Annotated in this window: 25 protein-coding genes; 14 read left to right on the top strand and 11 right to left on the bottom strand. The window is 70.6% G+C overall.

The window, feature by feature from the left end:
- Nucleotides 1–145 precede the first annotated feature (145 nt).
- Nucleotides 146–1,846, bottom strand: a complete 1,701-nt coding sequence (locus H297_RS0103015) for a fumarate hydratase (RefSeq protein ID WP_027735846.1) — start codon at nucleotides 1,844–1,846, stop codon at nucleotides 146–148.
- Between the two features lie 197 nt (nucleotides 1,847–2,043).
- Between H297_RS0103015 and H297_RS0103010 the strand changes: the two genes are divergently transcribed.
- Nucleotides 2,044–2,829, top strand: a complete 786-nt coding sequence (locus H297_RS0103010; protein ID WP_027735845.1) for a DUF1707 and DUF2154 domain-containing protein — start codon at nucleotides 2,044–2,046, stop codon at nucleotides 2,827–2,829.
- A 376-nt stretch (nucleotides 2,830–3,205) separates the two neighbouring features.
- Nucleotides 3,206–3,577 carry a WhiB family transcriptional regulator gene (locus tag H297_RS0103005; RefSeq protein WP_027735844.1) on the top strand — a complete coding sequence of 124 codons (372 nt, stop codon included), beginning with the start codon at nucleotides 3,206–3,208 and terminating at the stop codon, nucleotides 3,575–3,577.
- Nucleotides 3,578–3,704: 127 nt separating this feature from the next.
- Here H297_RS0103005 and glpX read toward each other — a convergent pair whose 3' ends face one another.
- On the bottom strand, nucleotides 3,705–4,739 hold the full coding sequence (gene glpX / locus H297_RS0103000; RefSeq protein ID WP_027735843.1) for a class II fructose-bisphosphatase: 1,035 nt from the start codon (nucleotides 4,737–4,739) through the stop codon (nucleotides 3,705–3,707).
- 232 nt (nucleotides 4,740–4,971) lie between these two features.
- On the opposite strand from glpX, the gene H297_RS0102995 reads away from it, so the two are divergent.
- On the top strand, nucleotides 4,972–5,559 hold the full coding sequence (locus H297_RS0102995) for a DUF4245 domain-containing protein (RefSeq protein WP_027735842.1): 588 nt from the start codon (nucleotides 4,972–4,974) through the stop codon (nucleotides 5,557–5,559).
- Between the two features lie 244 nt (nucleotides 5,560–5,803).
- Here H297_RS0102995 and H297_RS0102990 read toward each other — a convergent pair whose 3' ends face one another.
- The 4 genes from H297_RS0102990 to H297_RS0102975 all read right to left on the bottom strand — a co-directional run bounded on the left by H297_RS0102990 (nucleotide 5,804) and on the right by H297_RS0102975 (nucleotide 9,920).
- On the bottom strand, nucleotides 5,804–6,397 hold the full coding sequence (locus H297_RS0102990; protein WP_027735841.1) for a malonic semialdehyde reductase: 594 nt from the start codon (nucleotides 6,395–6,397) through the stop codon (nucleotides 5,804–5,806).
- 198 nt (nucleotides 6,398–6,595) lie between these two features.
- Nucleotides 6,596–6,940: an exodeoxyribonuclease VII small subunit gene (locus H297_RS34150; RefSeq protein ID WP_027735840.1), complete on the bottom strand. Its 345-nt coding sequence runs from the start codon at nucleotides 6,938–6,940 to the stop codon at nucleotides 6,596–6,598.
- A gap of 9 nt (nucleotides 6,941–6,949) precedes the next feature.
- A complete protein-coding gene (xseA, locus tag H297_RS0102980) occupies nucleotides 6,950–8,164 on the bottom strand; it encodes an exodeoxyribonuclease VII large subunit (protein ID WP_027735839.1) in 1,215 nt (404 codons plus the stop codon).
- Nucleotides 8,165–8,489: 325 nt separating this feature from the next.
- Nucleotides 8,490–9,920 (bottom strand): APC family permease, encoded by a 1,431-nt coding sequence (locus H297_RS0102975; protein ID WP_051351434.1) that lies wholly within the window; start codon nucleotides 9,918–9,920, stop codon nucleotides 8,490–8,492.
- Nucleotides 9,921–10,036: 116 nt separating this feature from the next.
- Here H297_RS0102975 and H297_RS0102970 point away from each other — a divergent pair, with 116 nt between their 5' ends.
- Nucleotides 10,037–11,074, top strand: a complete 1,038-nt coding sequence (locus H297_RS0102970; protein ID WP_027735837.1) for a 4-hydroxy-3-methylbut-2-enyl diphosphate reductase — start codon at nucleotides 10,037–10,039, stop codon at nucleotides 11,072–11,074.
- A gap of 84 nt (nucleotides 11,075–11,158) precedes the next feature.
- On the opposite strand, the gene H297_RS40110 is transcribed toward H297_RS0102970, so the two are convergent.
- Nucleotides 11,159–12,145 carry a DUF6542 domain-containing protein gene (locus tag H297_RS40110; RefSeq protein ID WP_051351433.1) on the bottom strand — a complete coding sequence of 329 codons (987 nt, stop codon included), beginning with the start codon at nucleotides 12,143–12,145 and terminating at the stop codon, nucleotides 11,159–11,161.
- A 265-nt stretch (nucleotides 12,146–12,410) separates the two neighbouring features.
- On the opposite strand from H297_RS40110, the gene ychF reads away from it, so the two are divergent.
- From ychF to H297_RS0102945, 4 genes are all read left to right on the top strand, one after another.
- The gene (gene ychF, locus H297_RS0102960; protein ID WP_027735836.1) at nucleotides 12,411–13,499 is read left to right on the top strand and encodes a redox-regulated ATPase YchF; all 1,089 of its coding nucleotides are present in this window, start codon (nucleotides 12,411–12,413) and stop codon (nucleotides 13,497–13,499) included.
- Nucleotides 13,500–13,761: 262 nt separating this feature from the next.
- Nucleotides 13,762–14,046 (top strand): hypothetical protein, encoded by a 285-nt coding sequence (locus H297_RS0102955; RefSeq protein WP_027735835.1) that lies wholly within the window; start codon nucleotides 13,762–13,764, stop codon nucleotides 14,044–14,046.
- Nucleotides 14,028–14,441 (top strand): PIN domain-containing protein, encoded by a 414-nt coding sequence (locus H297_RS0102950; RefSeq protein ID WP_027735834.1) that lies wholly within the window; start codon nucleotides 14,028–14,030, stop codon nucleotides 14,439–14,441. Before H297_RS0102955 ends, H297_RS0102950 begins: the two co-directional genes overlap by 19 nt.
- A 312-nt stretch (nucleotides 14,442–14,753) precedes the next feature.
- Nucleotides 14,754–15,212: a DEAD/DEAH box helicase family protein gene (locus H297_RS0102945; protein ID WP_158693630.1), complete on the top strand. Its 459-nt coding sequence runs from the start codon at nucleotides 14,754–14,756 to the stop codon at nucleotides 15,210–15,212.
- Between the two features lie 93 nt (nucleotides 15,213–15,305).
- On the opposite strand, the gene H297_RS0102940 is transcribed toward H297_RS0102945, so the two are convergent.
- The gene (locus tag H297_RS0102940; RefSeq protein WP_027735832.1) at nucleotides 15,306–15,650 is read right to left on the bottom strand and encodes a hypothetical protein; all 345 of its coding nucleotides are present in this window, start codon (nucleotides 15,648–15,650) and stop codon (nucleotides 15,306–15,308) included.
- A 352-nt stretch (nucleotides 15,651–16,002) separates the two neighbouring features.
- Here H297_RS0102940 and H297_RS0102935 point away from each other — a divergent pair, with 352 nt between their 5' ends.
- A complete protein-coding gene (locus H297_RS0102935) occupies nucleotides 16,003–17,013 on the top strand; it encodes an aldo/keto reductase (protein WP_027735831.1) in 1,011 nt (336 codons plus the stop codon).
- Nucleotides 17,014–17,302: 289 nt separating this feature from the next.
- Here H297_RS0102935 and H297_RS0102930 read toward each other — a convergent pair whose 3' ends face one another.
- On the bottom strand, nucleotides 17,303–18,046 hold the full coding sequence (locus tag H297_RS0102930) for an SDR family oxidoreductase (RefSeq protein ID WP_027735830.1): 744 nt from the start codon (nucleotides 18,044–18,046) through the stop codon (nucleotides 17,303–17,305).
- 167 nt (nucleotides 18,047–18,213) lie between these two features.
- On the opposite strand from H297_RS0102930, the gene H297_RS0102925 reads away from it, so the two are divergent.
- From H297_RS0102925 to H297_RS0102905, 4 genes are all read left to right on the top strand, one after another.
- The gene (locus tag H297_RS0102925; protein ID WP_027735829.1) at nucleotides 18,214–19,140 is read left to right on the top strand and encodes a LysR family transcriptional regulator; all 927 of its coding nucleotides are present in this window, start codon (nucleotides 18,214–18,216) and stop codon (nucleotides 19,138–19,140) included.
- 23 nt (nucleotides 19,141–19,163) lie between these two features.
- Nucleotides 19,164–19,322 carry a hypothetical protein gene (locus tag H297_RS43130; protein ID WP_158693629.1) on the top strand — a complete coding sequence of 53 codons (159 nt, stop codon included), beginning with the start codon at nucleotides 19,164–19,166 and terminating at the stop codon, nucleotides 19,320–19,322.
- Between the two features lie 1,228 nt (nucleotides 19,323–20,550).
- Entirely contained in the window at nucleotides 20,551–21,381 is an 831-nt protein-coding gene (locus tag H297_RS34135; protein WP_486589380.1) for a GltA, read from the top strand.
- Nucleotides 21,374–22,207: an AAA family ATPase gene (locus H297_RS0102905; RefSeq protein ID WP_027735828.1), complete on the top strand. Its 834-nt coding sequence runs from the start codon at nucleotides 21,374–21,376 to the stop codon at nucleotides 22,205–22,207. Before H297_RS34135 ends, H297_RS0102905 begins: the two co-directional genes overlap by 8 nt.
- Nucleotides 22,208–22,397: 190 nt before the next feature.
- Here H297_RS0102905 and H297_RS0102900 read toward each other — a convergent pair whose 3' ends face one another.
- The gene (locus H297_RS0102900; RefSeq protein WP_037792527.1) at nucleotides 22,398–23,198 is read right to left on the bottom strand and encodes an aminotransferase class IV; all 801 of its coding nucleotides are present in this window, start codon (nucleotides 23,196–23,198) and stop codon (nucleotides 22,398–22,400) included.
- 903 nt (nucleotides 23,199–24,101) lie between these two features.
- Here H297_RS0102900 and H297_RS0102890 point away from each other — a divergent pair.
- A complete protein-coding gene (locus H297_RS0102890) occupies nucleotides 24,102–24,893 on the top strand; it encodes a serine hydrolase (RefSeq protein WP_486589400.1) in 792 nt (263 codons plus the stop codon).
- A gap of 314 nt (nucleotides 24,894–25,207) precedes the next feature.
- Here the strand turns inward: H297_RS0102890 and H297_RS0102885 are convergent, their stop codons facing one another.
- Nucleotides 25,208–25,963: a dienelactone hydrolase family protein gene (locus tag H297_RS0102885; protein WP_027735825.1), complete on the bottom strand. Its 756-nt coding sequence runs from the start codon at nucleotides 25,961–25,963 to the stop codon at nucleotides 25,208–25,210.
- Between the last annotated feature and the right edge of the window lie 374 nt (nucleotides 25,964–26,337).

The following is a 26,337-nucleotide window of genomic DNA, read 5'->3' as shown; positions in this document are numbered from 1 at the left end:
GTGCCCGCATTCCCCGCCCGACATCCCCGAAGCCGGCGCGAAAACCCGCGCGCGGCGGCGCGGAGAGCGGGGAAGGGCGGTGGGGAGAGCGGGGACGGACGGGAGGGACCGGGGACGGAAGGAGGCGGGGGCCGGGGGCGTGGCGTCAGGAGCCCTGGCGCACCGGGATCGAGGCGACGAACGGCTGCTCGGGGGCCGGGTCCGCGAAGAAGTCGTTGCCCTTGTCGTCCACGACGATGAACGCCGGGAAGTCCTCGACCTCGATCCGCCAGACGGCCTCCATGCCCAGCTCCTCGTACTCCAGGACCTCCACCTTCTTGATGCAGTCCTGGGCGAGCCGGGCGGCGGGGCCGCCGATGGAGCCGAGGTAGAAGCCGCCGTGCTGCGCACACGCGTCGGTGACCTGCTTGCTGCGGTTGCCCTTGGCGAGCATCACCTTCGAGCCGCCCGCGGCCTGGAACTGCTCGACGTAGGCGTCCATACGCCCCGCCGTGGTCGGACCGAAGGAGCCGGAGGCGTACCCCTCCGGGGTCTTGGCGGGGCCCGCGTAGTAGACGGGGTGGTCCTTGAGGTACTGCGGGATCTCCTCGCCCGCGTCCAGCCGCTCCTTGATCTTGGCGTGGGCGATGTCCCGGGCGACCACGAGGGTGCCGGTCAGCGACAGGCGGGTCTTGACCGGGTGCTGGGACAGCTCGGCCAGGATCTCGTCCATGGGGCGCGACAGGTCGACGCCGACCGCGTCCAGGTCCGCGCCCGCACCCTCGGTGAGCTGGGCGTCCGTGGCCTCCGGAAGGAAGCGCGCCGGGTCGGTCTCCAGCTGCTCCAGGAAGACGCCCTCGGCGGTGATCTTCGCCTTGGCCTGCCGGTCGGCCGAGCAGGAGACCGCGAGGGCGACCGGGCAGGAGGCGCCGTGCCGGGGCAGCCGCACCACGCGCACGTCGTGGCAGAAGTACTTGCCGCCGAACTGCGCGCCGATCCCGATCTTCTGCGTCAGTTCGAAGACCTTCTCCTCCAGCTCCGTGTCCCGGAACCCGTGGCCGGAGGGGGAGCCCTCGGTGGGCAGCTCGTCCAGGTAGTGCGCGGAGGCGTACTTGGCGGTCTTGAGCGCGTACTCGGCACTGGTGCCGCCGACGACGATCGCCAGGTGGTACGGCGGGCAGGCGGCGGTACCCAGCGAGCGGATCTTCTCCTCCAAGAACTTCATCATGGAGGCCTCGTTCAGCACCGCCTTCGTCTCCTGGTACAGGAACGACTTGTTCGCGCTGCCGCCGCCCTTGGCCATGAACAGGAACTTGTAGGCGTCACCGTCGGTGGCGTACAGCTCGATCTGCGCCGGCAGGTTGGTGCCGGTGTTCTTCTCCTCCCACATGGTCAGCGGAGCCATCTGGGAGTAGCGCAGATTGAGCTGGGTGTAGGCGTCGTGGATGCCGCGTGAGAGGGACTCCTCGTCGCCGCCCGCCGTCAGTACCTGCTGGCCGCGCTTGCCCATGACGATGGCCGTGCCGGTGTCCTGGCACATCGGCAGCACGCCGGCCGCGGCGATGTTGGCGTTCTTGAGCAGGTCGAGGGCGACGAAGCGGTCGTTGGCGCCGGCCTCGGGGTCGTCGAGGATGCGGCGCAACTGCGCGAGGTGCTCGGGGCGCAGATAGTGCTGGATGTCGTGGATCGCCTCGGCCGCCAGCTTGCGCAGCGCCTCCGGCTCGACCTTGAGGAAGGTGCGCCCGTCCGCCTCGAAGGTGCTGACGCCCTCGCTGGTGATCAGGCGGTAGGGCGTGGGGTCCGCACCGGTGGGGAGCAGGTCCGTGTAGGAGAACTCCGGGCTGGCCGGTCGGGAGCTGGCAGACATACTGGGGACTCTTCCTCTCACACACTCACGGCCTCCCGCGCGAGCGCCGCGAGGTGGCCGCGGGAGGGCCGCGTGATCGCTGCGAGGGGTGTGCCGTGGCTCTCGACGATGGGAGCGCGTCTCACAGCGTAGAACGAGACCGCAAGAGGTCCGTGCGGGGGTAGTCGCGATCTATCGCGTCTGGGTACCCTGCACGGGTGACTGACGACTCTTCGCGCCCCTCGCTCGAAAAGCAGCCCGACGACGGGCGCCCGCCGGCCCCCGCGGCGTCGGCCGCCCCCGCGGCTCCGGCTCCCGCGCTCTCCGAGCGTGAGGTGCGGGCCTCCGACGCCGACCGGGACCGCGTCGCCGACATCCTCCGGGAGGCCCTGGCCGAGGGCCGGCTGGACGCGGAGGAGCACGGCGAGCGGGTCGAAGCCGTCTACGCGGCCAAGACGTTGGGCGAGCTGGAGCCCCTCGTCCGTGACCTGCCCGCGGGCCGCGCCACCGCGGGGGCGGCGTCCGGTGAGGATCCGCAGGACCGGCAGGGCGGCTCCCACGCCTCGGCGTTCGCCAACTTCTCCGCCTCGCACACCTCCGCGCACGGGGTGCCCGGCTGGGGGCCCAAGGAGAACCTGGTCGCGATCTTCAGCGGCTCCGGCCGCAAGGGGCGCTGGCGGGTGCCGCGCAAGATCAACGCGTTCGCCCTCTTCGGCGGCATCGAGATCGACCTGACCGAGGCGCTGTTCGAGCACCCGCATGTGCAGATCAACGCCACTGCGATCTTCGGGGGAATCGAGATCCGCGTCCCGGAGAACGTCACCCTCCAGCAGAAGGGCGCGGGCATCTTCGGTGGCTTCGACGTCCAGGTCACCGAGTCCTCGGACCCGGGAGCGCCCACCGTCCTGGTCGAGGGGGCGGCGATCTTCGGCGGCGTCGACGCGAAGCCGAAGCGCGGCCGTGCGGTCCAGAACCTCCGGGACCGGTTCCGCAAGGAGCTGTGACGCCTACGGGCGGGCTGCTGCGGGGCGGTACGCGCGCGGTCGTGGGCCGGTCGTGGGCCGTCTCGTGAGCGCCGGTGACGTTTCCCCGAAGGGGCCGGGGGCTTCTGCCGGGAGGGGCGGAGTCGCCCTCTTCCGAGGGCTGAAGGGCTCCGGCGTGAGCCGCCGTTGAGGGTGCGCCGGGGAGCGTGCGCCCCGGGGTGCACGCGGGGCCACGCAATGCATACCGGCGCGTACAGCGGGTAGGGCTCGGGCATCGTCTTTCGTACGGTCAGACTGCGGACCGGCTCCGGCGAGCCGGTGGGGGACCCGCGGACTGCCGTGCGGAGAAAGACGGGTGAAGGAGACCGAACCTCCGTCGTCGCGTCAGGAGCAGACCGTGCTGCACACGCCGCATCAGTCCCTGCAGGCCGCCGTCACCGTCCCCGCCCAGCGAACGCCTGAGCGAGATGACCAAGCCGGCCCCTGGCATGGGGACGCCGTCTGCCGCCGGGACGAGGCGGGCCTCTTCTTCGCCCCCTCGAAGGAGCCCACCGCCGCCCGGCTGACCCGCGAACAGGCGGCAAAACGCGTCTGCGCCCGCTGTCCCGTCCTGGTCGAGTGCCGCGAACACGCCCTGCTGATGCCCGAGCCGTACGGCGTCTGGGGCGGGCTCACCGCCGCCGAGCGCCGCGTCGTCCTCTCCCGCCGCCGCCGTGCCAAGGCGCCCGCCTCGCCGGAGGCTCCCGCCCAGGTCCCGCACATCGCCTGACGCCGCGCCGTCCCGGCGGGAGGGCACCCGACGCCCCTACCGGGACAGGTCCAGGAGGACAGGTCCAAAGGGACGTGCCCGGCCGGATCGGCTCGCATCCGGCCGGGTCGCTGCGCTCCGGGGGACCTCAGCGTGCCCGGTCGAAGTCGACCGCGCTGTAGGCGCGCAGCTTCGAGAGCCGGTGCACGGACTCGATCTGCCGGATCGTCCCCGACTTCGACCGCATCACCAGGGACTGCGTGAAGGCGCGCTCGCCCCGGTAGTGCACGCCCCGCAGCAGATCGCCGTCCGTGATGCCGGTGGCGACGAAGAAGACGTTCTCGCCCTGCACCAGATCCTCGGTCAGCAGCACCCTGTCCAGGTCGTGCCCCGCGTCCAGGGCCCGCTGCCGCTCCTCGTCGTCCTTGGGCCACAACTTGCCCTGTATCGTCCCGCCGAGGCACTTGATCGCACAGGCCGCGATGATGCCTTCCGGGGTGCCGCCGACGCCCAGCAGCAGGTCGACGCCGGTCTCCTCGCGCACCGTCATCACCGCGCCTGCCACGTCGCCGTCCGCGATGAACTTGATGCGGGCGCCCGCCTCGCGGATCTGCCGGACGAGGTCCTCGTGGCGCGGCCGGTCGAGCACCACGACGGTCACGTCCTCCACCCCGCAGCCCTTGGCCTTGGCGATCCGGCGGATGTTGACGCCGGGCGGAGCCGTGATGTCCACGAACTCGGCCGCCTCCGGCCCGGTCACCAGCTTGTCCATGTAGAAGACCGCGCTCGGGTCGAACATCGCCCCGCGCTCGGCCACCGCCAGCACCGAGACGGCGTTGCCCATGCCCTTGGCGGTGAGCGTCGTGCCGTCCACCGGGTCGACGGCGACGTCGCACTCGGCGCCCGTACCGTCCCCCACGCGCTCCCCGTTGTAGAGCATCGGCGCCTCGTCCTTCTCGCCCTCGCCGATCACCACGATGCCGTTCATGGAGACCGTCGAGACGAGGGTGCGCATGGCCTTGACGGCCGCGCCGTCCGCTCCGTTCTTGTCGCCCTTGCCGACCCAGCGGCCCGAGGCCATGGCGCCCGCCTCGGTCACCCGTACGAGCTCCAGCGCGAGGTTGCGGTCCGGCGCCTCCGGGCTGACTTCGAGCTGCGAGGGCAGGTGGTGGTGTTCGGTCATGGAACACACCTTTCTGTACGGCGACTCTGAACGGCGGCCACTGCGGCGACGTGAGCTGTGCCGATTCGGCGAGGGTGGGCAGGATTTTACCGGTCGGCCGCAGGCTGAGCAGGGGCGCCCACGGATGAGCAGGCTCCGCGCGGCGCCGCCCGCACCGTCCCGCGTCCGGTCGCCGGTCCTCCTCGGCGCCCCCTCACGGTGATCGCCCACCGGCATAAGGGACGATGGGGGCGTGGCAGCAGACAAGAAGCGCGGTGCTCAGACCGCCCGCGACATGGTGCTCTCGCTCGCGGTGATCGTGCTCGCCGCGGGGGTGATCTACCTGTTCGTCCCGCACGACGACTCGAAGGACCCGGTCAAGACCGTCGGCTACCGCGTGGAACTGGCCTCCGCACGGCGCGCCGCACCGTACCCGGTCGCCGCACCGCAGGGGCTGTCCAAGGACTGGCGCGCGACCTCCGTCCGGTACTCCGCCGACGGTCCGGAAGGCGCCGCCTGGCACCTGGGCTTCATGACGCCGGACAACCAGTACGCGGCGGTCGAACAGAGCGCCCCCGAGCGCCCCTCCCGGTACCTCGACGAGGTCACGCAGGGCGCCGAGAAGACCGCGAAGACGCAGCGCGTCGGGGACGAGAAGTGGACGCGCTGGACCGGCTCCCGGTACGACGCGCTGGTGCATACGGCGAAGGACGGCAAGTCCGTGACGGTCGTCACCGGGACGGCGAGCTTCCGCCAGTTGGGCCACCTCGCCGAAGCGCTGGAGGCCAAGTCCCTCAAGCCGCCGAAGGCCACCGCGTCGCAGGACTCCGCCAAGTCGTAGCCGTCCCAACGTCACGGCGTGGCCGCCGAGGCCGAGTGGGAGCTGCCGAGGCCCGGCACGAGCACTCACGTCATAGGGCTCCGCGGGGCGGCACCGGTTCTGCGGAACGCGGGGCCGCACCGGTCGCCGGAACGCCCCTCGATCGCCGGGGTGCCCATGCGTCCTGTGGCGCACAGGAGAAGCCCCCCGCGCGAGAGGGGGGAGTACGCGCGGGGGGCGGTCTGTCGGATGACGGGTCAGCGCCTCACAGGACGGTGACCACGTCCTCGTAGGCCGGGCGCGGCGAGCGCGGGCGGAACGCGTCGGGACCGGGCCTGCCGATGTTGACGACCATCAGGACCCGCTGGCGGCCGTCACCGAAGAACTCCTTGTTGACGCCCTCGGGATCGAAGCCGGTCATCGGTCCGGCGGCGAGCCCGGCGGCCCGCACGCCCAGGATGAAGTACCCGGCCTGGAGCGTGGCGTTGAGGGCACCGGCGGCCTCGCGGGACGCTTCCTCGGAGAAGACCGCGTCCTTGATGTGCGGCGCGTGCGGGAAGAGCTCCGGCAGCTTCTCGTGGAAGTCGATGTCGTAGGAGAGGACCGCCGTCAGCGGCGCCTTGCGGGTCTTGGGCACGTTGCCCTCGGCCATGTGCGCCAGCAGGCGCTCGCGGCTCTCGGAGGAGCGCAGCAGGGTCACGCGGAGCGGCGACTGGTTGAACGCCGTCGGACCGTACTTCACCAGGTCGTGGATCGCCCGGGTCTGTTCCTCGGTGACCGGCTCGTCCGTGAAGGTGTTGGCGGTGCGGGCTTCACGGAAGAGGAGGTCCTGGGCGGCGGGATCGAGAGCCAGTGCCATGAGGATGGTGCCTTGCCTTTGCGTGCGACGTTCGGGGGTGCACAGGTAAGTGTAACCACCACTTGTTCAACCTTGAATAATGCCTGGTCGGGGCCGCCCCGACCGGGCGCCCGCTCGCCACCGGGCGCCTGCCCCGTACGAGCCACGGGCCGCCCCCCCCCCGTACCGGCCACCTCCCCGTACAGGCTGCCTGCCGCGCTACCGTCCGGCCTGGCCCGCTTCCTCCGCGGGGTCCTCGTCCTCTTCCGCGTCCTCGCCCTCTTCTTCCTCCAGAACCGCGTCCAGCCGTGCCCGCGCGCCCTCCAGCCAGGCGCGGCAGATGCCCGCGAGCTCCTCGCCGCGCTCCCACAGAGCCAGCGACTCCTCCAGCGTGGAACCGCCCGACTCCAGGCGCTGCACCACCTCGACCAGCTCCGCACGGGCCTGCTCGTAGCTGAGCGCGTCCGCCGTGGCCAGCTCCGCCTGAGAGGTGCCCCCGCCCTTCGGGGACGCTCCGCCCTCCGCCGCCCCGGCAGCCGCGGGACCTTCCGCTTCCGTCGTCATACGGCCAGCCTATGCGTGCTCTCCGACAGCGACGCCGAACTCCCCGCCCGCGACCCGGGCCCGCAACTGCTCACCCTCGGTCACCTCGGCTGCGTCCCGCACGACGGCGCCGTCCGCGCGCTGGAGCACCGCATAGCCGCGGTTCAGCGTCGCCGCGGGGGAGAGCGCGACGACCCGGGCGCGGGTGTGCGCCAGCTCGTCCTCGGCGCGGGCCAGCCGGTGGTCCAGACAGCGGCGGGAGCGGTCGAGCAGCACCGCCACCCCGTCCTCGCGCTCCTCCACCAACGCGTACGGGTCGGCCATCGCCGGGCGGCTCATCACGTCCGCCAGGCCGCGCTCCTCCCGCTCCAGCCTGCCGTTGATCACCCGCCAGGCGCGCTCGCGCAGCGCCCGCACCCGCTCGTGCTCCTCGCCGACGTCCGGCACGGTGTCCTTGGCCGCGTGCGTCGGCGTCCGCGACCGCAGGTCGGCCACCAGGTCGAGCAGCGGCGCATCCGCCTCGTGGCCGATCGCCGAGACCACCGGCGTACGGGCTGCCGCCACGGCGCGGACCAGGTGCTCGTCGGAGAACGGCAGCAGATCCTCCATCCCGCCGCCGCCCCGCGTGACGATGATGACGTCCACATCCCTGCGGGCGTCCAGCTCGTGCAGCGCCTCGACGATCTGCGGCACGGCGTAAGGCCCCTGCACGGCCGTGTTGCGCACCTCGAAGCGCACGGCCGGCCAGCGCTCCCGCGCGGTGTGCAGGACATCCCGCTCGGCGTCGGATGCCCGGCCGGTGATCAGCCCTATGCGCTGCGGCAAAAACGGCAGCCGCTTCTTGCGCTCGGCCGCGAACAGCCCCTCGGCGGCCAGGGCCTTACGCAGCCGCTCCAGCCGGGCCAGCAGCTCGCCGACGCCCACCGGGCGGATCTCGGCGGCGCGCAGCGAAAGCCGCCCGGCCTTCTCGTACCACTCCGGTTTGGCGTGGACGACCACACGGGTGCCCTCGCTGATGACGTCCTTGACCTGCTCGTAGACCTGCCGGAAACAGGTGACGCTGAGGGAGACCTCGCGGGAGGGGTCACGCAGCGTCAGAAAGACCATCCCGGCGCCCGGTCTGGGCGAGAGCTGGATGATCTGGCCCTCGACCCAGACGGCACCGAGCCGGTCGATCCAGCCGCGGATCAGCCGGGAGACCTCGCTGACGGGGATCGGGGACTCGGCGGACGTCGTGAGAGGCATGACGAAAAGGCTAGGCCCTCCCACCGACAACCCGACCCCGCCCGCCCGCACCCCCTGCCGCGGGGTGTGGCGGCTGTCTGCGGAGTGGGCGGCGTGCTGCGGAGTGTCCCGGGGCGCTCCCGGTCCCGGGGACACTCCGCAGCATCTTCCGCTCTGGTCAGCCGGCAGCCACAGCGGGCAGTCGGTGGTCGGCCGAGACGGACTCGGAGCGGATCAACCCGCCGCCGCGTCCGTTCCGGTGCGGCTCGGTCCGCTGCCGGTACCGACCCGACTCGGCCCACTGCCGGATCCGGCCGGACCCGGTCCGTTGCCGGGCCCGCCCGGGTCAGTCCGCCCGCGACTCGCGGCGGTCCCGTACGCGGAGCGCGGTCAGCACCACCAGGCCGAGGATCAGCCAGCCGAGCCCGACCCAGTGGGCCTCGCGGTTCGCGGTGACGATGACGGCGACGACGATGGCGAGCCCCACCAGCGGCAGCACCCAGTCCGCCACCTTCCGGGGGGCGGGCTCCGCCTCGGGGGACCGGTCGGCCGCGGCTCCCACGCGGCGTCCCAGCCCGTAGTAGCCCATCACCGACAGGTGCAGCATGCCGAAGGCGAACAGGGCGCCGATGTCCACGATGGAAACCAGCCGGTCCAGACCGTCCGCAGCGCGCGCCGCCCACACCGCGGCGCACAGCGTCAGCACCGCGCTCACCAGCAGCGCACGCGCCGGCACCCCGGTGCGCGAACCGACCCGGTCGAGGACCTTCGGCAACTGCCGGTCCCTGGCCATCGCGTACAGCAGCCTGGAGGCGGCGGCCTGCCCGGCCAGTGCGGCGAACGCCGCGCCCAGCGCCTTGCTCGCCGCGACGGTCGTCTCCAGCCACCCTCCGACCGCCGTTCTGGCCGCGTCGTAGAAGGCCGACCCCTGCGCCGCCGGGTCCTCGGCGAGTTGCCGCGAGGAGTCCTGGGAGATGAGCGCGGCGAGGTACGTCTGGGCGATGAACAGCACCCCCGTGATCAGCAGGCACCACACCAGCGCCCGGGCGACCATCGGGGCGCTGTTCCCGCGGCTGCCCACCGCCTCCTCCGCGAAGTTCGCGATGGCGTCGAACCCGAGGAAGGAGAGCACGGCGACCGAGACCGCGCCCAGCAGCGCTGTCAGCGAGAAGGCCCGGTCGCCGGTCAGCGGGGAGAGCCAGCCGCGCTCGGGCCCGTCCTGGACCAGTACGACCACCGCGGCCGCGACGAAGACGAACAGCACCAGGATCTCCATGGCCAGTACCAGGAACCCCACCAGTGCGGCACGGCGGACCCCCGAGAGGTTGAGCGCCGTGGTGACCACCACCGCGATCGCCGTCCAGACCCACTGGTCCACCTCGGGGACGAGCTGCGTCATGGCGATGCCCGCGAAGAGGTAGGCGACGGCCGGAATGAGCAGGTAGTCCAGCATCATCATCCAGCCGGACACGAAGCCTGCGCCGTGACCCAGTCCCACGCGCGCGAACGCGTACACCGAGCCGGCCTGCGGCGCCGTGCGGATCATCCGGGCATAGGAATAGGCCGTGAACGACATGGCCACCGTGGCGACCACGTACACCAGAGGGACCACGCCGTGGCTGCGGGCGTCGAGGGCGCCGTAGATACCCACCGGGGCCATCGGGGCGATGAACAGCAGCCCGTAGACGATCAGGTCGCGAAGGGACAGACTGCGCCGCAGGGGACCGCCCGGGCGGTCCCCCAGGATTCCCGCGGTACGTGTGCGAGCTGAAGGCATGGGCCCAGCTTGCCGCAGAACGCCGCTCACGGCAGCAGAGCACGCCCTGGCCGCGCCCCCGGAGTGACTCCGCGCACACCCCGCCCACCGTCATGGCCCGCCCTTACGATGGAGCCATGACTGGAACGCCCGACCGCCGGCCCGCCGACACATCGGAAGCCACCACAGCCGAGGCCGCCGCCGGGAGCCGCCGCCGCGTCCTGCTCGCCGCGCCCCGCGGCTACTGCGCGGGGGTCGACCGCGCGGTGATCGCCGTCGAGAAGGCGCTGGAGCAGTACGGCGCTCCCATCTACGTGCGGCACGAGATCGTGCACAACAAATACGTCGTCCAGACGCTGGAGAAAAAGGGTGCGGTCTTCGTCGAGGAGACGGAAGAGGTGCCCGAGGGCGAAATCGTCATCTTCTCCGCGCACGGCGTGGCCCCCACCGTCCACGAGGAGGCCGCCCGCGGGAAGCTGGCCACCATCGACGCCACCTGCCCGCTGGTCACCAAGGTGCACAAGGAGGCCGTGCGTTACGCCAAGGAGGACTACGACATCCTCCTGATCGGTCACGAGGGCCACGAGGAGGTCGTCGGCACCAGCGGAGAGGCCCCCGACCACATCACGCTGGTCGACGGTCCCGAGGACGTGCAGAACGTCGACGTCCGCGACCCGGAGAAGGTCGTCTGGCTCTCCCAGACCACCCTTTCGGTGGACGAGACGATGGAGACGGTCGACGCCCTCAAGGGCCGCTACCCGAACCTGCTCTCGCCCCCCAGCGACGACATCTGCTACGCCACGCAGAACCGCCAGACCGCCATCAAGCAGGTCGCCGCCGAGGCCGACCTGGTGCTGGTCGTCGGCTCGAAGAACTCCTCCAACTCCGTCCGCCTGGTCGAGACGGCGCTCACGCACGGCGCCGAGGACGGCCATCTGGTGGACAGCGCCGAGGAGATCGACGAGGCCTGGCTGGAGGGCGTGGAGACCATCGGCGTCTCCTCCGGCGCCTCCGTCCCCGAGGTGCTGGTCGACGGCGTTCTGGAGTGGCTGGCGCAGCACGGCTGGGACGAGGTCGAGATCGTCAAGCCGGTCGACGAACACATGCAGTTCTCGCTGCCCAAGGAGCTGCGGCGCGACCTGCGCGCCGAGGCGTCCGAGAAGCAGCAGGCCTGACACCGCGCCCCGGTCCCACCGGGACCGGGGCGAGCTGTACCGTCCGGGCGTCCCTCTTCCCTGCTTCCCTGGGATGCAGGGAAGTCAGTGGGCCTCCGACGCCCTGGAACGCCGCCGCCTGCGGCGCTCCAGGGCCAGCCCGACCCTCCGTACGAGGACGAGGAGCCCGGTGATCAGCGTCCCCACGTACAGCCATGCGGCGTGCAGGGCCAGGCCCGTGAACGCGTCCTGGAGCAGCCCGGTGAACCCGTGTCCCGACCCGCCCAGGAAGAAGAGCCCCACGGCGTAGGCGAGCGGAGTCGCGACCGGCGCCGCGAACAGCTCCGCAGGCCGCACCCACAGCCCTGCGGCGACACAGACGAGCACGTACGCGCCGCCGTAGAACGCGGGAGCCCCGCCCGGCAGCAGAGCCGCGAGCGCTCCGAAGGCCGCTCCGAAGCCCACCATCAGCAGTGACGCGAACACCCCGACGCCCAGCCCGGTCAGCCGGGGCGCGGGCAGCCTGCCGCGCGACCGGCCCGGCGCACCGCCGCGCGCCCCCTCCGGTGCGTCCGCCGGACGGTGCCCCCCGGGACGGGCCGCCCCGCCCCGGCCCGCCTCCGCGGGCGCGTGCGGGGCCACGGCGGCGGAGGCGGCGGCCGGTGCCGCCGGACGCGGCAGACGCGGGCTGCGCCGCGGGCGGACCGCGCGGTCGCCCGCGGGGTGCGCGCTCGCGGCCCTCTCCGCGGTCTCACCGGCGTCACCCCGCAGCCGGGTGTACTCCATCAGCCGGGCGTCTGCCCGCATCCGGCCGTCGCCCTCCACGGTCCGCTGCTGCCCGTGGTGGGCCCCGTCGCCGCGGTGGCCGTGGACCGCGCCACGGGAGGGCACATAGGACCCGCGTGGCTCGTGACCCTGGTACGGCTCGGTCGTCTGGGAGCCCCCTTGCGCCGCGGGCGGCCCGTAGCCCCCGTACGGCTCGTAGGCCTCGTACGACTCGTAGCCTTCAGATGACTCGTAGGGCCCGTAGGCCTCGTGCGGGGCGTACGGCTCGGAGGGGTGCTGGGTCGGCTGCGCGCTGCGTTGCTCCACCGGGCCACGGTAGGTCGTACGTGCCCGGCCAGGCGGTCATGGACACGCGATATCCGCCACCGCCACCGGACCGGCACGCCACCGGCCCCCGACCGGCCGCGTGGTCCCTCGGCAGGCGCCGCCTTTGGGGCGAGCCGGGGCCCTGATGTGGAGCAGGGAGCCCACGGCGGCTTCCGTAGACTGGGTGGTCGGCCATCCAGGGCCGCCAGTCCGCCGAAGACCGCTATGGAGAACCCCGCCAGGGGCCACGGGAAGTAGTCGCCACGTGTCGCTCACGATCGGAATCGTCGGCCTGCCGAATGTCGGCAAGTCGACCCTGTTCAACGCCCTGACCAAGAACGAGGTGCTGGCGGCCAACTACCCGTTCGCCACCATCGAGCCGAACGTCGGTGTCGTGGGCGTCCCCGACCCCCGCCTGGACAAGCTCGCCGAGCTCTTCCAGTCGCAGCGGGTGCTGCCGGCCACCGTCGACTTCGTCGACATCGCGGGCATCGTGCGCGGCGCCAGCGAGGGCGAGGGCCTGGGCAACAAGTTCCTGGCGAACATCCGTGAGTCCGACGCCATCTGCCAGGTCATCCGGGCGTTCAAGGACGAGAACGTCGTCCACGTCGACGGCGAGATCTCGCCCAAGAACGACATCGAGACGATCAACACCGAACTGATCCTCGCCGACCTGCAGACCATCGAGAAGGTCCTGCCCCGCCTGGAGAAGGAGGCGCGGGTCAAGAAGGACAAGCAGCCCCAGGTCAAGGCCGTCCAGGAGGCCAAGGACATCCTGGAGGAGGGCCGCACCCTCTTCTCCGCGGGCATCGCCCAGGGCACCGAGCGCGCCGAGCCGCTGCACGAGCTGCACCTGCTGACGACCAAGCCGTTCCTGTACGTCTTCAACGTCGACGAGGACGAGCTGACCGACGAGACCTTCAAGCAGGAGCAGCGCGAACTGATCGCCCCCGCGGAGGCGGTCTTCCTCAACGCCAAGCTGGAGGCGGACCTCGCCGAGCTGGACGAGTCGGAGGCCCTCGAACTCCTCCAGACCGTCGGCCAGGAGGAGCCCGGCCTCGCCACCCTCGCCCACGTCGGCTTCCGCACCCTCGGCCTCCAGACCTACCTGACGGCCGGCCCCAAGGAAGCCCGCGCCTGGACCATCCCCAAGGGCGCCACCGCCCCCGAGGCCGCCGGTGTCATCCACACCGACTTCCAGAAGGGCTTCATCAAGGCCGAGATCATCTCCTACGAAGACCTGTTGCAGACCGGCTCCGTAACCGAAGCCCGCGCAGCAGGCAAGGCCCGCATGGAGGGCAAGGACTATGTGATGCAGGACGGGGACGTGGTGGAGTTCCGGTTCAACGTGTGACCGCTGACCTGTCCCCATGTCACTGATCCGGTGCACGTGCAGGTCAGGAAGGGCCCGACTCTTCGGGGTCGGGCCCTTGGTTTTTCCCCGGCTGGGATGGTGCTGGGATGGGTGAGAGCGCCCGTGCCGAATTCGGACGCTGAGCTACCCGATGCGAGGGGCGAGCGGGACGGGTTCCATCTGCACACCTGCTTCGAGGCTCCGGGGCTGCGCGCGGATGCGGGCCGTGGCGCTTTTCCTACTCGTTTGACACACTCGAGCTATGGATGAGACGACGTACGGCATCGGGGAAGGACCGGCGACGCGGGTGAGTCTGTCGCTTCCCGAGGGGACCGCGGAGGCGATTCGGGCTCGGGTGGGGAAGCGGGAGTTCTCCGCATTCATCACCGAGGCGGTCGAGCGTGAGCTGCGCGGCCAGGTCCTTGATGAGTACCTGGCGGACTACGAGAGCCGCAAGGGGCCGGTCTCCGAGCCGGCCCGTCAGCGGGCGCGGCAGGTCTTCGACGAGGTGTTCGCCGAGGAGGCCGAGTGGCCCGCCGCAGGCTGAGTCACGAGGGGACGCTGGTCCTTGACAGTGAGGGACTCTCGAAGCTGCTCGCCGACGACGAGCAGGTGGTGGCTCTGATCGCTGAGGCACGCTCGCGTGGCATGGAGGTCGTGATCAGTGCGCTCACCATCATCGAAGCCGTCCACGCCCGTACGAACAAGTCCCGCCTGAACTGGGTGCTTTCGGGGCTGCAGGTTGTCCCGGTCGGTGACGAGGAGGCCAGGACTGCCTCGAAGTTGCTGATGCATGCCGGGTTGCACGGGCACAGGTACGCGATCGATGCGGCTGTCGCCGAGGCCGCGCTGCGACAGCACCGCCCCGTGGTCATGCTGACTTCCGACATCGACGACATGGCCAAGCTCTGCGGTGACCGGGTGCGGCTGGTGGGGATCTGAATGCCTCTGACCCCGGTGCTGCCTTCCGGCCGAGACCCGCAAGGACGGGATTTGGACGCCGTACTCTGGCGGAATTGCCAGTGGTGAACGCGAAGTCCGGACTGGTCCGGGCAGCACGGTTTTCGCGGGGGAACGTGGGCTGGCAGGAAGAAGTCGCCTCGGCGCTGGACGCCCGGGTGGCACACGAGGGCGTAGCTGCTCACGAGCCAGGTGGCGCCCCTGGGGCGAGCGGTGCGGGGCCGGAAACCTGGGCAGTACGTAGTCGACGTGCGCGGGTCCGAAACCGGGACGGACCAGCCCCAGGGGGACAGTGTGCGACTGGCCGAACCTGATGAGGGTGACATCGACGCAGGTCACTCCGTGCTCGACGTGTACAGGGACGGCACCGCGCTTCACGTGCGTGTTCCGGAGCTCGCAGACCCGGCGGATCCCTGTCTGTGGAAGAAGCCGCAGCCCACCGGATTCCTCGTCAAGGCGCTGCGGGAAGGCATGGCCTCGCTCGCCGATGCCCCACTGGCCCATCTCATGGCCCGAGGCGAGGCGGGCACGCGGCGGCTTGCTGCCCTTGGACTGCCGCCCGGCACGCTCTCGCCTGCCCAGGATCACTCCTGTCGTGCATGCATGGGCGAGGGGCTGTGGCTGGTGTGGGGGCCGCCGGGTACTGGCAGGACCACAGTTCTCAAACGCGCCATCAGCGATCTTGTTGCCCGGGACTACCGGATCCACAAGGAACTGCGCGCTTCGGCCAGCCTTGCGGCAAACGTCTCGTAGAACGAGATCTCGTCATCGACATCGGAAACTTCGACAGCCGTTGATCATCGAACGCGCAGACTGGCCCCGGGCAGCGCAGTCCTGCACGGTTGCTCATCGCTCGGCGTCCCCCTGCGGATCGCTGGCGCTCTCCTCGATTCCGCACTCCGCGCGGAGCTGTGCGACCCGCTTGTCCTCTGTTCCGCGCCGTGCCACCAGGCCGGAGATCAGCGCGGCGCCCCCGCCGACGACGAGTGCCGTCGCCGCTACCAACACGGCGCGGAGTACAGCCGACAGCTGGTAGTGCTCCGACAGCTTCCATGCGGTGTACGCGCTGACGACCAGAGCACAAACGCCCCACACGACGGAGACGCAGCCGTTTGCCTGCCGTTCTGTGTGCTTTTCCGCGACTTCGGGCCCGAAGATGTACTTGCCGGCCGGGGCAGGGGGTTCAGTCATGCTGATTGCTCACCACTCGTACTCGTCGTTCCAGGGCGGTAGTGGCTACCGACCCCACTGCTTCTGCTTGTACTCAGAGACAGAACGATCGACCTACCCAACTCTTCGACGCAGACACCTCCATGCAGGGCAACGTCTTGGAGATCCCGCGGGCAAGGGCGCCGTCGCCGAGCCGAGCAGCGACCCACGCGCTCCGGCCGAGAAATGACGGCTTGTTACCCGCCGACTGAGTTCTTGGAAACGTCTGGCCGAAGCGGTCGAAACCTGGCTGGGCGCACATGCTTCACGCCTCCGCATTCCGGACCGAGTCGTATTTGCGTTGGAGCGCACTCCAACTTCTAGGTTCGGAAGCGTGCGATACATCAAACTCGGAACGAGCGGACTGGAAGTCTCCGCCATCACCCTCGGCTGCATGAGCTTCGGCGAGCCGGACCGGGGCGGCGAGCCCTGGTCCCTGGGCGCGGACGCCAGCCGGGACATCATCAAGCAGGCCCTTGAGAGCGGCGTCAACTTCCTCGACACGGCCAACGGGTACAGCGCCGGAAGCAGCGAGGAGATCGTCGGACAGGCGGTCAAGGACTTCACCCGGCGCGAGGAGGTCGTCCTCGCCACCAAGGTCTGGATGCGGATGCGCCCCGGCCCGAACGGCGCCGGGCTGTCCCGCAAGGCGATCTTCGCCGAGCTCGACGCCTCCTTGAAGCGGCTGGGCACCGACTACATCGACCTGTACCAGATCCACCGCTGGGACTACGGCACCCCGATCGAGGAAACCCTTGAGGCGCTGCACGACGCGGTCAAGTCCGGGAAGGTCCGCTACATCGGAGCCTCTTCCATGTACGCCTGGCAGTTCGCCAAGGCCCTGTACCTGGCCGACCTGAACGGCTGGACCCGCTTCGTTTCCATGCAGGACCACTACAACCTCATCCACCGAGAGGCAGAGCGGGAAATGCTTCCGCTCTGCGCCGACCAGGGCATCGGCGTGATCCCGTGGAGCCCGCTGGCGCGGGGCAGGCTGACGCGGGCCCGGGACACCGCCACGGCCCGTGCCGAGACCGACGAGGGCGGCAGGATCCTCTACCGCGACGAGGACCAGGCAGTGGCCGAGCGCGTCCACGAGATCGCGGGCCAACGGGGGCTGTCCCCGGCCCAGGTCGCCCTGGCCTGGGTCATGCGCAATCCGGTGGTGTCCTCGCCCGTCGTCGGGGTCACCAAGCCGGCCCAGTTGGCCGACGCGGTCGCCGCGGTGGACATCGCACTCGACGAGGACGAGGCCGCCTACCTGGAGGAGCCCTACCGGCCGCACGAGACCGCCTACCTGGAGGAGTCCTTCTACAAGCCGCACCCTGTGGCGGGCTCCCGGTAGCCCGGGCAACCGCCGGGCCTTCGACGCGTCCTCGGCCTCGGCCTTCACAGCCCTGTGGCCGGCCCAGCGGCGCTTGCGGGCGGTCGCGCGCACCTGCATTGATCCGCGCGCTGACCGCCCGCGTGGCGAGCGGGATGCCCGCCACCGCGGCCGGCAGCAGGGCCACGCACAGCCGAACGTGCCCGTGGGCACCGGTCGAGTGGTCGCGGACGGCCGACGGCCGCCTCCCAGCAGCCCGTCGATCACCGGGAGGCGCAGAGTGCCGGGCCGGACCATCGGAAGCCGAGCGTCAGATCTGGGAGCCGCCGCCGTCGACGGCGAGTTCGGCGCCGGTGGTGAAGGTGGCGTCGAAGGCGAGGAAGACAACCGCCCTGGCGACCTCGGCCGGGTTTCCCATACGCAGCATGGGGTTGTCGGCGGCCATCTGCGCCTTGCTCTGCTCGGCCGCTTCCTCGGGCATGGACTTCTCCAAAATCCCGGAGTCGATCGGGCCGGGGCTGACCGCATTGACGCGGATCCTGCGCGGGAGCAGTTCCCGGGCCAGGCTGCGGGTCATCGAGCGCACGGCCGCCTTCCCGGCGGCGTACGCGCTGAGCACCGGCAGCCCCAGGACGTTCGCCACGGAGGTGGTGAGCACGACGCCGCTGCCTTCCGCCAGAAGCGGCGCGAGCTTTTGCACCGTGAAGTAGGGGCCCTTGGCGTTGACGGCGAAAAGTTGGTCGAAGAGCTCCTCGCTGGTTTCCTCGAAAGGCGCGAAGCCGTTGACGCCCGCGTTGGCGAACAGGGCGTCTGCCGTGCCGAACTCGGTCTTCACCCGGTCGGCCAGCGCGTCGATGTCGGGCAGCGACGAGGCGTCGCTGCGGACCGCGATCGCCTGGGGGCCCAGTTGCCGACGGGCGGTTTCCAGGGCGTCCTGGCCGCGGCCGGTGATCAGGACCCGTGCTCCCTCGTCCACGAGCAGTTGGGCGGTGACCAGGCCGAAGCCGCTGCTGCCCCCGGTGATCACTACACGCTTGCCGTCGTACTTGCTCATTTCGGACACACTCCATCCATGGGGATGCTGTAAGAAGCGAGGGTCGGGATTCGTCCGCGGGGTCGATCCGGCAGGACACCATCGAGTCAACAGCTGTCCGAAGCAGCCGTCCAAGGCCCGTTTCGCACCCCGACATGCAGGATCTGCATAACGAGTAGGCTGCTGGTATGTCCGCCGAAGATCAGCACTCCGCGGCCTCCCGGTCCAGCCCCGACCTGGACCTGAGACTGGTCCGGTACTTCACGGTTGTCGCGGAGCACCTGAACTTCGCCCGGGCGGCCGAGGAACTGCTCGTCGCTCAGCCCTCCCTCAGTCGCCAGATACAGCGGCTGGAGGACAGCCTCGGTGTGCGTCTGCTGGAGCGCACCACCCAGGGCAGCCGCCTCTCGGCGGCCGGCGCGGCCTTCCTCCCGCAGGCGCAGACGCTTCTGCGCGCGGCCGACCGGTCGGTGCTCACCGCACGCGCCGCCGCACCGCCGCGTGCGATCACCATCGGGTATGTGGAAGACCTCGTCATCACTCCCGCGGTACGTCGCCTGCGCCGTCTTCACCCGGAAGCGCACGTGCGCACCCGGCACCTGGACTGGGACGAGGCCCGCGCCCTGCCCGACCGCCGTGTCGACGCGCTCGTCGTCCGCACCCCCCTGCCGATCCCGGCCGATGGCCTGGAGGTGACCGCCCTCTACGACGAGCCCCGGGTTCTGCTCGTGCCCGCGCTCCACCGCCTGGCCGGCAAGGAGGTGGTCACGCCGGACGACTTCGCCGACGAACCTCTCGTGGCCTGTGCCGGCATGGCCGCGCAGTGGACGGGTTTCTGGCGGCTCGATCCTCGTCCGGGCGGCGCTCCGGCACCAACAGGCCCCCTGCTCGTCGACACCTTCGAGGACAAACTCGAAGTCGTCGCCGACGGCCAGGCAGTCGCCCTCGCCCCGGCCGACGACCCGCGCTGCTCGCTCCGGGACGACCTCACCACCGTCCCCGTCGAGGGAATCGAGCCCTGCCGGGTAGTGGTCGCAGCGCGCTGCGGTGATGCGAACCCACTCGTCGCCGACTTCCGCGAGTGCGCGAGGGACCACCTCGTGCGCAAAGCCTGACCACTGCCAGAACCCGTGTCGAGGTGAACGGGGACGAGCAGCCGCCGTTCCCTCGGAGCGCTTCGTCGAGCGCCGTCCCGTGCATCGACCCGCTCCTCCAGTGGCACGTCGACGATGCCCGCCAGTTGGTGGTCGTCCTGCGACTTCGGCTCGGCAAGAACGTCGGCCTCCGGTTCGGCTGACGCCGGTCGGCGTCATCGGCACACTGCGACCAGCAGTTACGGGACAACTCCCAGCCTGCTCATCGGCTTCCGAGCAGCCGGAAGCCATGGCCGAGGGCGCGCCGCTGCCTCACCGAAGACAGCGCGGAACCGCGCCCCGGCCTGTTTGATGAGGCCGAGCCAGTAGCAGTACACCGAGGCGAAGGGTTCGAGACCGTCCCCACCGCGACGGGCTGCCTCCATCAGCGCCGGCCGTGCACGTCTCACCGTGGTTGCGGTCGGACGCGCCGTGCTCGCCGGACCGGCTGCTCTGCCACATCTGTGGCCGCGCGAAGACGGCCTCCCAGTTCATTCCCGGCGGGCCGCACTCCTGCGTCGCGGCCCTGGACGCGGACGGTTCCCGTCTTCGAGGTCCACCTCCAGCAGCGAGCCGATCGGTGGCCGGAAAGCGCACCGTCCGGGGCGGCCATGCTTCAGCAGGGACGGGGACATCGCCGACTGCACGTACAGGCGGTCGGCGCTGGATTCGCCGACCCGGGGCCGGCGGCCGGCATGCGGGGCCCCGCTGGGCTGCGGGTCGTGCTGGAAATGGCACTGCCCTGTCGACGCACAGCTTGTGCGAGAGGCGGGCGCCGCAACCGTCCAGCGTCTGGACCGTGCCCGCCGCCCCGATGCGGCTCCCGGCACAGTTAGGGTGCCCTCCGCGTCGAGGAAGGGAATGGCATGGCAGAGAAGAGCTGGCAGCTCAGACAGGAAGATCGCCTCGTAGGGACGTTGCCCCTCGAAGATTCCGACATGTTCTGGTCGGAATGCCGCTTCGAGCCCGCTCCCGCCTGGGACGACCTCCGCTCTCTCTTCGCCACGTCGCGGGACGCACGGGAGCGCGGTGATGAAGAGTCGCCTCGGCAGCCGATGAGGCGACCCAGGCTGAGGGGCTCGTCCTCGTTCCCGACGGAGGCGGCATTCCCCTCACGGACTTTCTGATCCGGATCCACGGAGAGACGGCCCGCTTCCGGAGCTGACCGCGGCCGGCGGAAACAGCCGGACGAGGCGCAGCGCAGAAGGAGCGGGCACGGGAGGCAGCCTCTGCTCCCCGACTTCGTCGTCCTCGTCGCTCGCACCGCCGGCACAGAGCGACCGTTCCGGGACCATGCCCGCGCATGCGGGGTGCGGGCACCGACATCCCGCTGCCCGCTGACTGCTCAGTCCTCGTCCACGTCACCGAACTACCGAAGTGGAGCGACTCCTGATGCCGACGATCACCGTTCTGACGCCCGTACACGAGAGCGGGTACTCCTACCTGCACGAACTCCACGAGTGCCTCTCCGACCAAAAGCTCTTCGACGGCTGGCAGTTGGAGTGGATAGTGCAGGAGGACGGACGGACGGGCAAACCTCTGGGCGCTGTCCCGGACGCCCCGTGGATCTCGAAGGGCGCCGGCCGCTGGGGCGGAGCCGCCCAAGCCCGCACGCTGGGACTGGCACGCGCCACCGGCATCCTGCTCCGTTGCATCGACGCCGATGACCTGCTGCCCGATCAGGAAACCCTCGCGCGCGACATCGAGGTCCTGATGACCGATCCGTCCTACGGCTGGACGGCTGCCCCGTGCCTGGATCTGCACCCTGACGGCCGCCTGGAGCCTGGTCCGAACGACCCCGACCCCGGGCCGCTGCCAGAGCGGGCGCTCCTGGACGGCGCCAGGCGCGGCATGCTGCCGGTCATGGGCACCACGCTGACCGCCCATACCGACCTTGTGCGTTTCGTGGGCGGCTGGCCGGCGATCCCGGCCTTCGAGGACGCCGGCCTCGTCCTGTTCTGCGAAGCGGTCAGCCGCGGGTGGATGCAGGCCGAACCGGGCGAGATCTACCGCAAGCACCCTGGTCAGCACACCGTCACCGAGGCCTACCACGACATCGAAGAGAAGAGGCTCCGCCAGGAGATCGTCATCAACCGGGCCGAGGCACTGCATGCCTCCGGCTGGCGCTGGTCTCCGCACGACATAGCGACCCCGCCGGCGATCCGGCAGCGAGCAGACCGTCCGTTTCGCCTGGTGGATCAGGGAGTGGCGGCAGATGGATGACCTCGGATCCGTGATGTGGCTGGGCGGCCCGCCGGGTGTGGGGAAGACCACCGTCGCCCGGCTGCTCGCCCGGCGCCACGGGCTGCGCTGGTACAACGCCGATGCCCGCACCTGGGTGCACCGTGACCGAGCGATCGCCGCAGGTCATCCGGCCGCGATCCGGTACGAGGAGATGCCGGTCCCCGACCGCTGGTCGGCTCCCATGGAGGAACGGCTCGCCATGTCTTTGCACCACGAGCGCGGTCCTATGGTCCGGGACGATCTTCTCGCACTGCCGACTGCACCCCTGACGATTGCCGAGGGCACACCGATCACGCCCAAGGCCGTCGGCAGCGGCCGAGCCCTGTGGTTGATTCCGACTCCGGAGTTGCAGCTTGCTCGGCTGGAGGAACGCGATCTGCTCCCCGGCGTACGCGAGTTGCACGAAAAGCTGCGGGACGAGATCACGGCGGAGGTGAAGCAGTTCGGCGGCGAGACGGTGGTGGTCGACGGCTCGTGCAGCCTGGAGACAGTCGTCGCGAAGGTCGAATACCATTTCGCCGGCAGGCTTGCCGGTGGTCCTGTGGCGACATGTCAGATGGAGCGGCGCCGACTGCTGCGGCACGCGAACCGCGCCCTCGTCGACCAGTACGAGACCTTCTTCACCCGAGCGTGGGCGCAAGCGCTCGGAGACACATCGGATGTCGTGCTCTCCTTCTCCTGCGAGTGTGCACGGAGCTCCTGCGAGGAGCAGATCGACCTTGCCGTGGCCGACTTCCCTGCACCGCCCGACGACGCATCGCCTCCGCTCCTGGCCCCGGGCCACCACATCGCATGGAGCCACTGAGGGCAGTGCGGTTCGCCTGCCCGCGCCTCTCGGCCGAGGCCGACCCGCCGCCACCTGCACCCCACCGGCCGCGGTCGTACCGATGATGCTCGCTCACTCTCGCCAGGCGAGGTCGTTCGAGCCGAGCGGGTCGGCCGGCAGCGGGTTGCGAAGGTCGCTCCACGACCTTGGTCGACATCTCGGGCAAGGCCTAAAGCCGGTCCCAGGCGTTCGTCTCGTAGCACTTGTGCAGGAGGGAGCGAGCTGATGCGTCGACGGAGAAGAGGACACTGTCGACCGAGGCCACCGGCTGGGCCGGGCTGATGGAATTCGTGAGGAACGCCGCGCTGTACCGGGAAAGCTCTCCGAGCTGGATGGTGCGGTCCCGTACCGGCACGTCGAGACGCGCCATGCCTCGTCGCAGCAGACCACGCATGACACCGGGGAGAGCCGGAGAGTCGGGCCAGACGAAGCCCCTGTCCTCGACGAGTACAAGGTTGGCGAGAGCTGCTTCGGTGACGTGTCCCGCCCGGTCGGTGAGCAGCGCGTCATCGAAGCCCTCATGTCGTGCCCGGCGACTCTGCTGGATGAGGCCCATCGTGTCGAGGTGCTTGAGGTGCGGCAGAAGCCGCTCGTACTCGACCGACCGCAGCCGTTGCGGGCCGGTGGCAGGCTCCGCCGGGGGCCGGACCATCACCATGACGCGGGGCTCCAGCGCGGTCCCGGTCATCAGGACTCCCGGGTCGCCGGGGAAGATCTGCACCCGCACCGAGGCATCCTCGCGGTCCGCTCCTTCGAGTGCGTGACGGATGTACGCACGGGTCCGCTCGATGTCCAGCTCCGCCCCGAAAAGCTGCCTGGTCGCCCCTGTCAGCCGGTCCAGATGCAGGTCCAGGCCGCGGACCGCGCGTGCGCGCACCTGCATGTAGGTGAAGTGCCCGTACCCGCTGAGAGCCGGGCCGAGACTGGTTGTGGTGGCAGGGGAACCGTCGACCTCGATGTACTGATCCATAGTGCGGTCAACCACACCACAGTGAAATACATTTCACGGGTAGGCACCCGTCGGAGTGCGGACCGGAGTGCGGGCCTCCCAACGGCTGCCGTCGGCTCACCGAACGCAACGGCGCCCGGGTTCTGCGTGAGCGGTTCCGGGCCGGTGTGTGGCCGTGCCGCCGGTGGAACGGTTCGCCGTGCGGCAGGCGCCTCACCGCCGGGATCAGCCCCGCAGTGGCTCGTGCGGGAGGTTGTGGGCCATACGCCCGCTGGGCGCCCGCACGGCCCCCGCCGTCGGCAGCGCGGTCGACCACCGCCTCCGCCCGGCTCGCCTCCGCCCGGCTGTGCAGAACCGCCATGAACACCGGCTTCAGGTCCCCGGACGGGAAGGTGAGGAGCATCACCCCGGAGTCGCCGCCGCCGCGCCGAACGCGGCGCCCACCCGGCCCGTGCCCAGCTGCGCCTGCCGGAGCAGCAGCCGGTCCGCGGTGTCCTGCGCGTACATCCCTTCGCGGCCCGCAGGGCCTCCGAGACGCCCCCCGTCAAGCTCTCGCGAGCACCCGCGAGGTGCACCGCGGAAATGGTCCCCTGACCAGCAACAGGATTCTCTCCAGTCAGTCGGTCCCAGTAGTCCGACATACCTTCTTTGACTGCCTGAACACTGTGTGCAACTGGAAAGGATTCCGTGTCACTCGACACATTTGAGCCTCCCCGGCCATGGATTCGCCATACGGGGCAGGAGCATGGGGGCAAGAACGCGGAGCCTTCGCAGCCGAGCGACGGCGCCCGTGTGACCGAACGCACCAGCGAGAACGGACAGCGCACCATGGGCCGGCACCGACGCACAACCAAGACCTCCCGCAACGCCCTGGCATCCAAGGCAGTGCTTGCCGCGGGGGTTCTCATACCGACGATCGCCTCCGTGGGATCGGCCGACGCGGCCACCCCGCAGGCCGCGGTCTGCACCTCGGACAGCCCGGAACTCGCCGACCAGCTGACCGAGGACATCAACTCGGCGCTGGACGGCTCCGCCAACACGACGTCGGTCAGCCTCCACGACCGCACCACGAACACCACCTGCACCGTGGACGCGGACCACAAGTACGACTCCGCCAGCGCGGTGAAGGTGACTGTCCTCTCCACGCTGCTCTGGGACGCGCAAAAGGACGGCCGCGCCCTGACGGGGGAGGAGAAGAAGCTCGCCACCGCCATGATCACGAAGTCCGACAACGACGCCACCACCACGCTGTGGAAGCAGCTCGGACCGGACAAGATCAACGGTTTCCTCCAGGCCGCGGGCATGGCCAACACCACACTCGACCCCGACCTGGCCTGGGGACTCACCCAGATCAACGCCAACGACGAGGAAAAGCTCCTGCAACTGGTGACGCATGCGAACCCGGTACTCAGCGACGACTCCCGTGCCTACATCCTCAAGCTCACCGGCGACGTCATCCCCTCCCAGCGCTGGGGCACCCCGGCAGGCGCGCCGGACGACGCCGAGGTGCATGTGAAGAACGGCTGGCTGGAACGGGACTCGAACGGTTGGCGCGTACACAGCCTCGGAGCGTTCACGGGTGCCGGCCACGACTACACGATCTCCGTGCTCTCGCAGGACAACAAGACGATGGACGAGGGCGTCGACAACATCGAGAACGTCGCCCGCGTGGTCCACAAGGACCTCAACTCCCCGGCCGCCGACGCCCCGCGGTAGAACCTCCGCACCTTCGCGGTTCCCCGCCGACGGGCTCGGACCCCCACCACCGGACCAGCGGCAACGTCCGCCCGGGGTCCGACGGGCCGACCCTCTGCCTCTGCGCCGCGAGCCTTCCCGGTGAGGACCGGGTGCGGCGCGGCACCGTCAAGACCTGGCGGTGCCCGCGCACGACGCGGCCCGCCCCGGGCGCTGAGGCCCGAGGCATGGCCCGAGCCGTCGGGGGCCCCGGCGCATCCCAGCCGCGCAGTGCAGCAGTGCGGGAAGGAGCGCCGGTCGGCGGGAGGCGAAAAGGCCCCCGCCGAGGTGGGGCGTCAGAGGTTGCGTCGCAGAAGGTTCAGGAGTGCCTCCCAGTGCCGCTCCTCCGCGGTGGCGTCGTAGGCGGCGGTGTCTGACTGGGTGAAACCGTGCTGGGCGCCCTCGTAGACCTCGGACTTGTGGCGGACGCCCGCGGAGGTGAGGGCCTCTTCCAGGCGTGCGACCTGCTCGGGGGGCAGCCCTGGATCCTGGTCGGCGTGGCCGAAGTAGAGCTCCGCGGTGATGCGGTCCGCGAGCAGGTGCGGGCTGTCGGGCGCCTCGGAGGCCAGGTGCGAGCCGTGGAAACAGGCGGCTGCCGCGACGCGTTCGGGGTGGGCGCCTGCCGTGCGGACGGCCAGGACGCCGCCCAGGCAGTAGCCCGTCACGCCCGCGGGGCCGGTGGTCGCGTGCGGGTGGTCGGCCAGGAAGCCGAGGTAGGCGTCGGCGTCCTGCATCGCCCGCTCGACGGTGAGCTCCTGGAAGGGCTCGTGCAGGCTCTCGAAGATGTCGGGCCGGGCGGACACGTCGATGAACTCGGGCAGGTCCAGGAGAGGGGTGCGGCCGTTGCGGTAGAAGACGTTGGGGACCAGCACCGTGTACCCGGCGGAGGCCAGCCGGTCGGCGAGCGACTTGAGGGCAGGACGGATGCCGAACGCGTCCATGTAGAGGAGCACCGGCGGGTGCGGGGCGTCGTCGTCGGGGCGGACGAGGTAGGCGTCGGCGGTGCCGTCCTGGGTACGCAGGTCGATGTCGGTGCCGCGAACGGTGGGCATGGTGGTTGGTGTCTCCTTCTGGTGTCGGTCTGTCCTGGTGGTACCGGCCTTGCTGGTGTCTGCCGTGCGGTGTCCGTACGGCAACGGTGTCGGCGTGAGGCGGCGCACCACATCGGCCGGGACACGGACGAGGGCGCCGGTCCCGCCGACGCCCTGCCCGCCGTTACCCGCCCTCACCCGCGCTTCTGCTCCAGGTCCTGTCGGGCTGCGCGTGCTCTCCCGCTACCTGCCGCTGAACCGCGTCGGTGCTTCGACGGTGGAAACTCTCGCCAAGCCACCGGCCGTTGCTCGCAGCCTGCCATAGCGACGAGCACGCACGTCCGCTGCTCCAGTACATTGCCGCTGCCCGCTGCCCGCTGCCCGCTGCCCGCTGC

The sequence above is a fragment of the Streptomyces sp. CNT360 genome (assembly GCF_000424785.1).
This window is presented reverse-complemented; position numbering and strand designations above follow the sequence as displayed.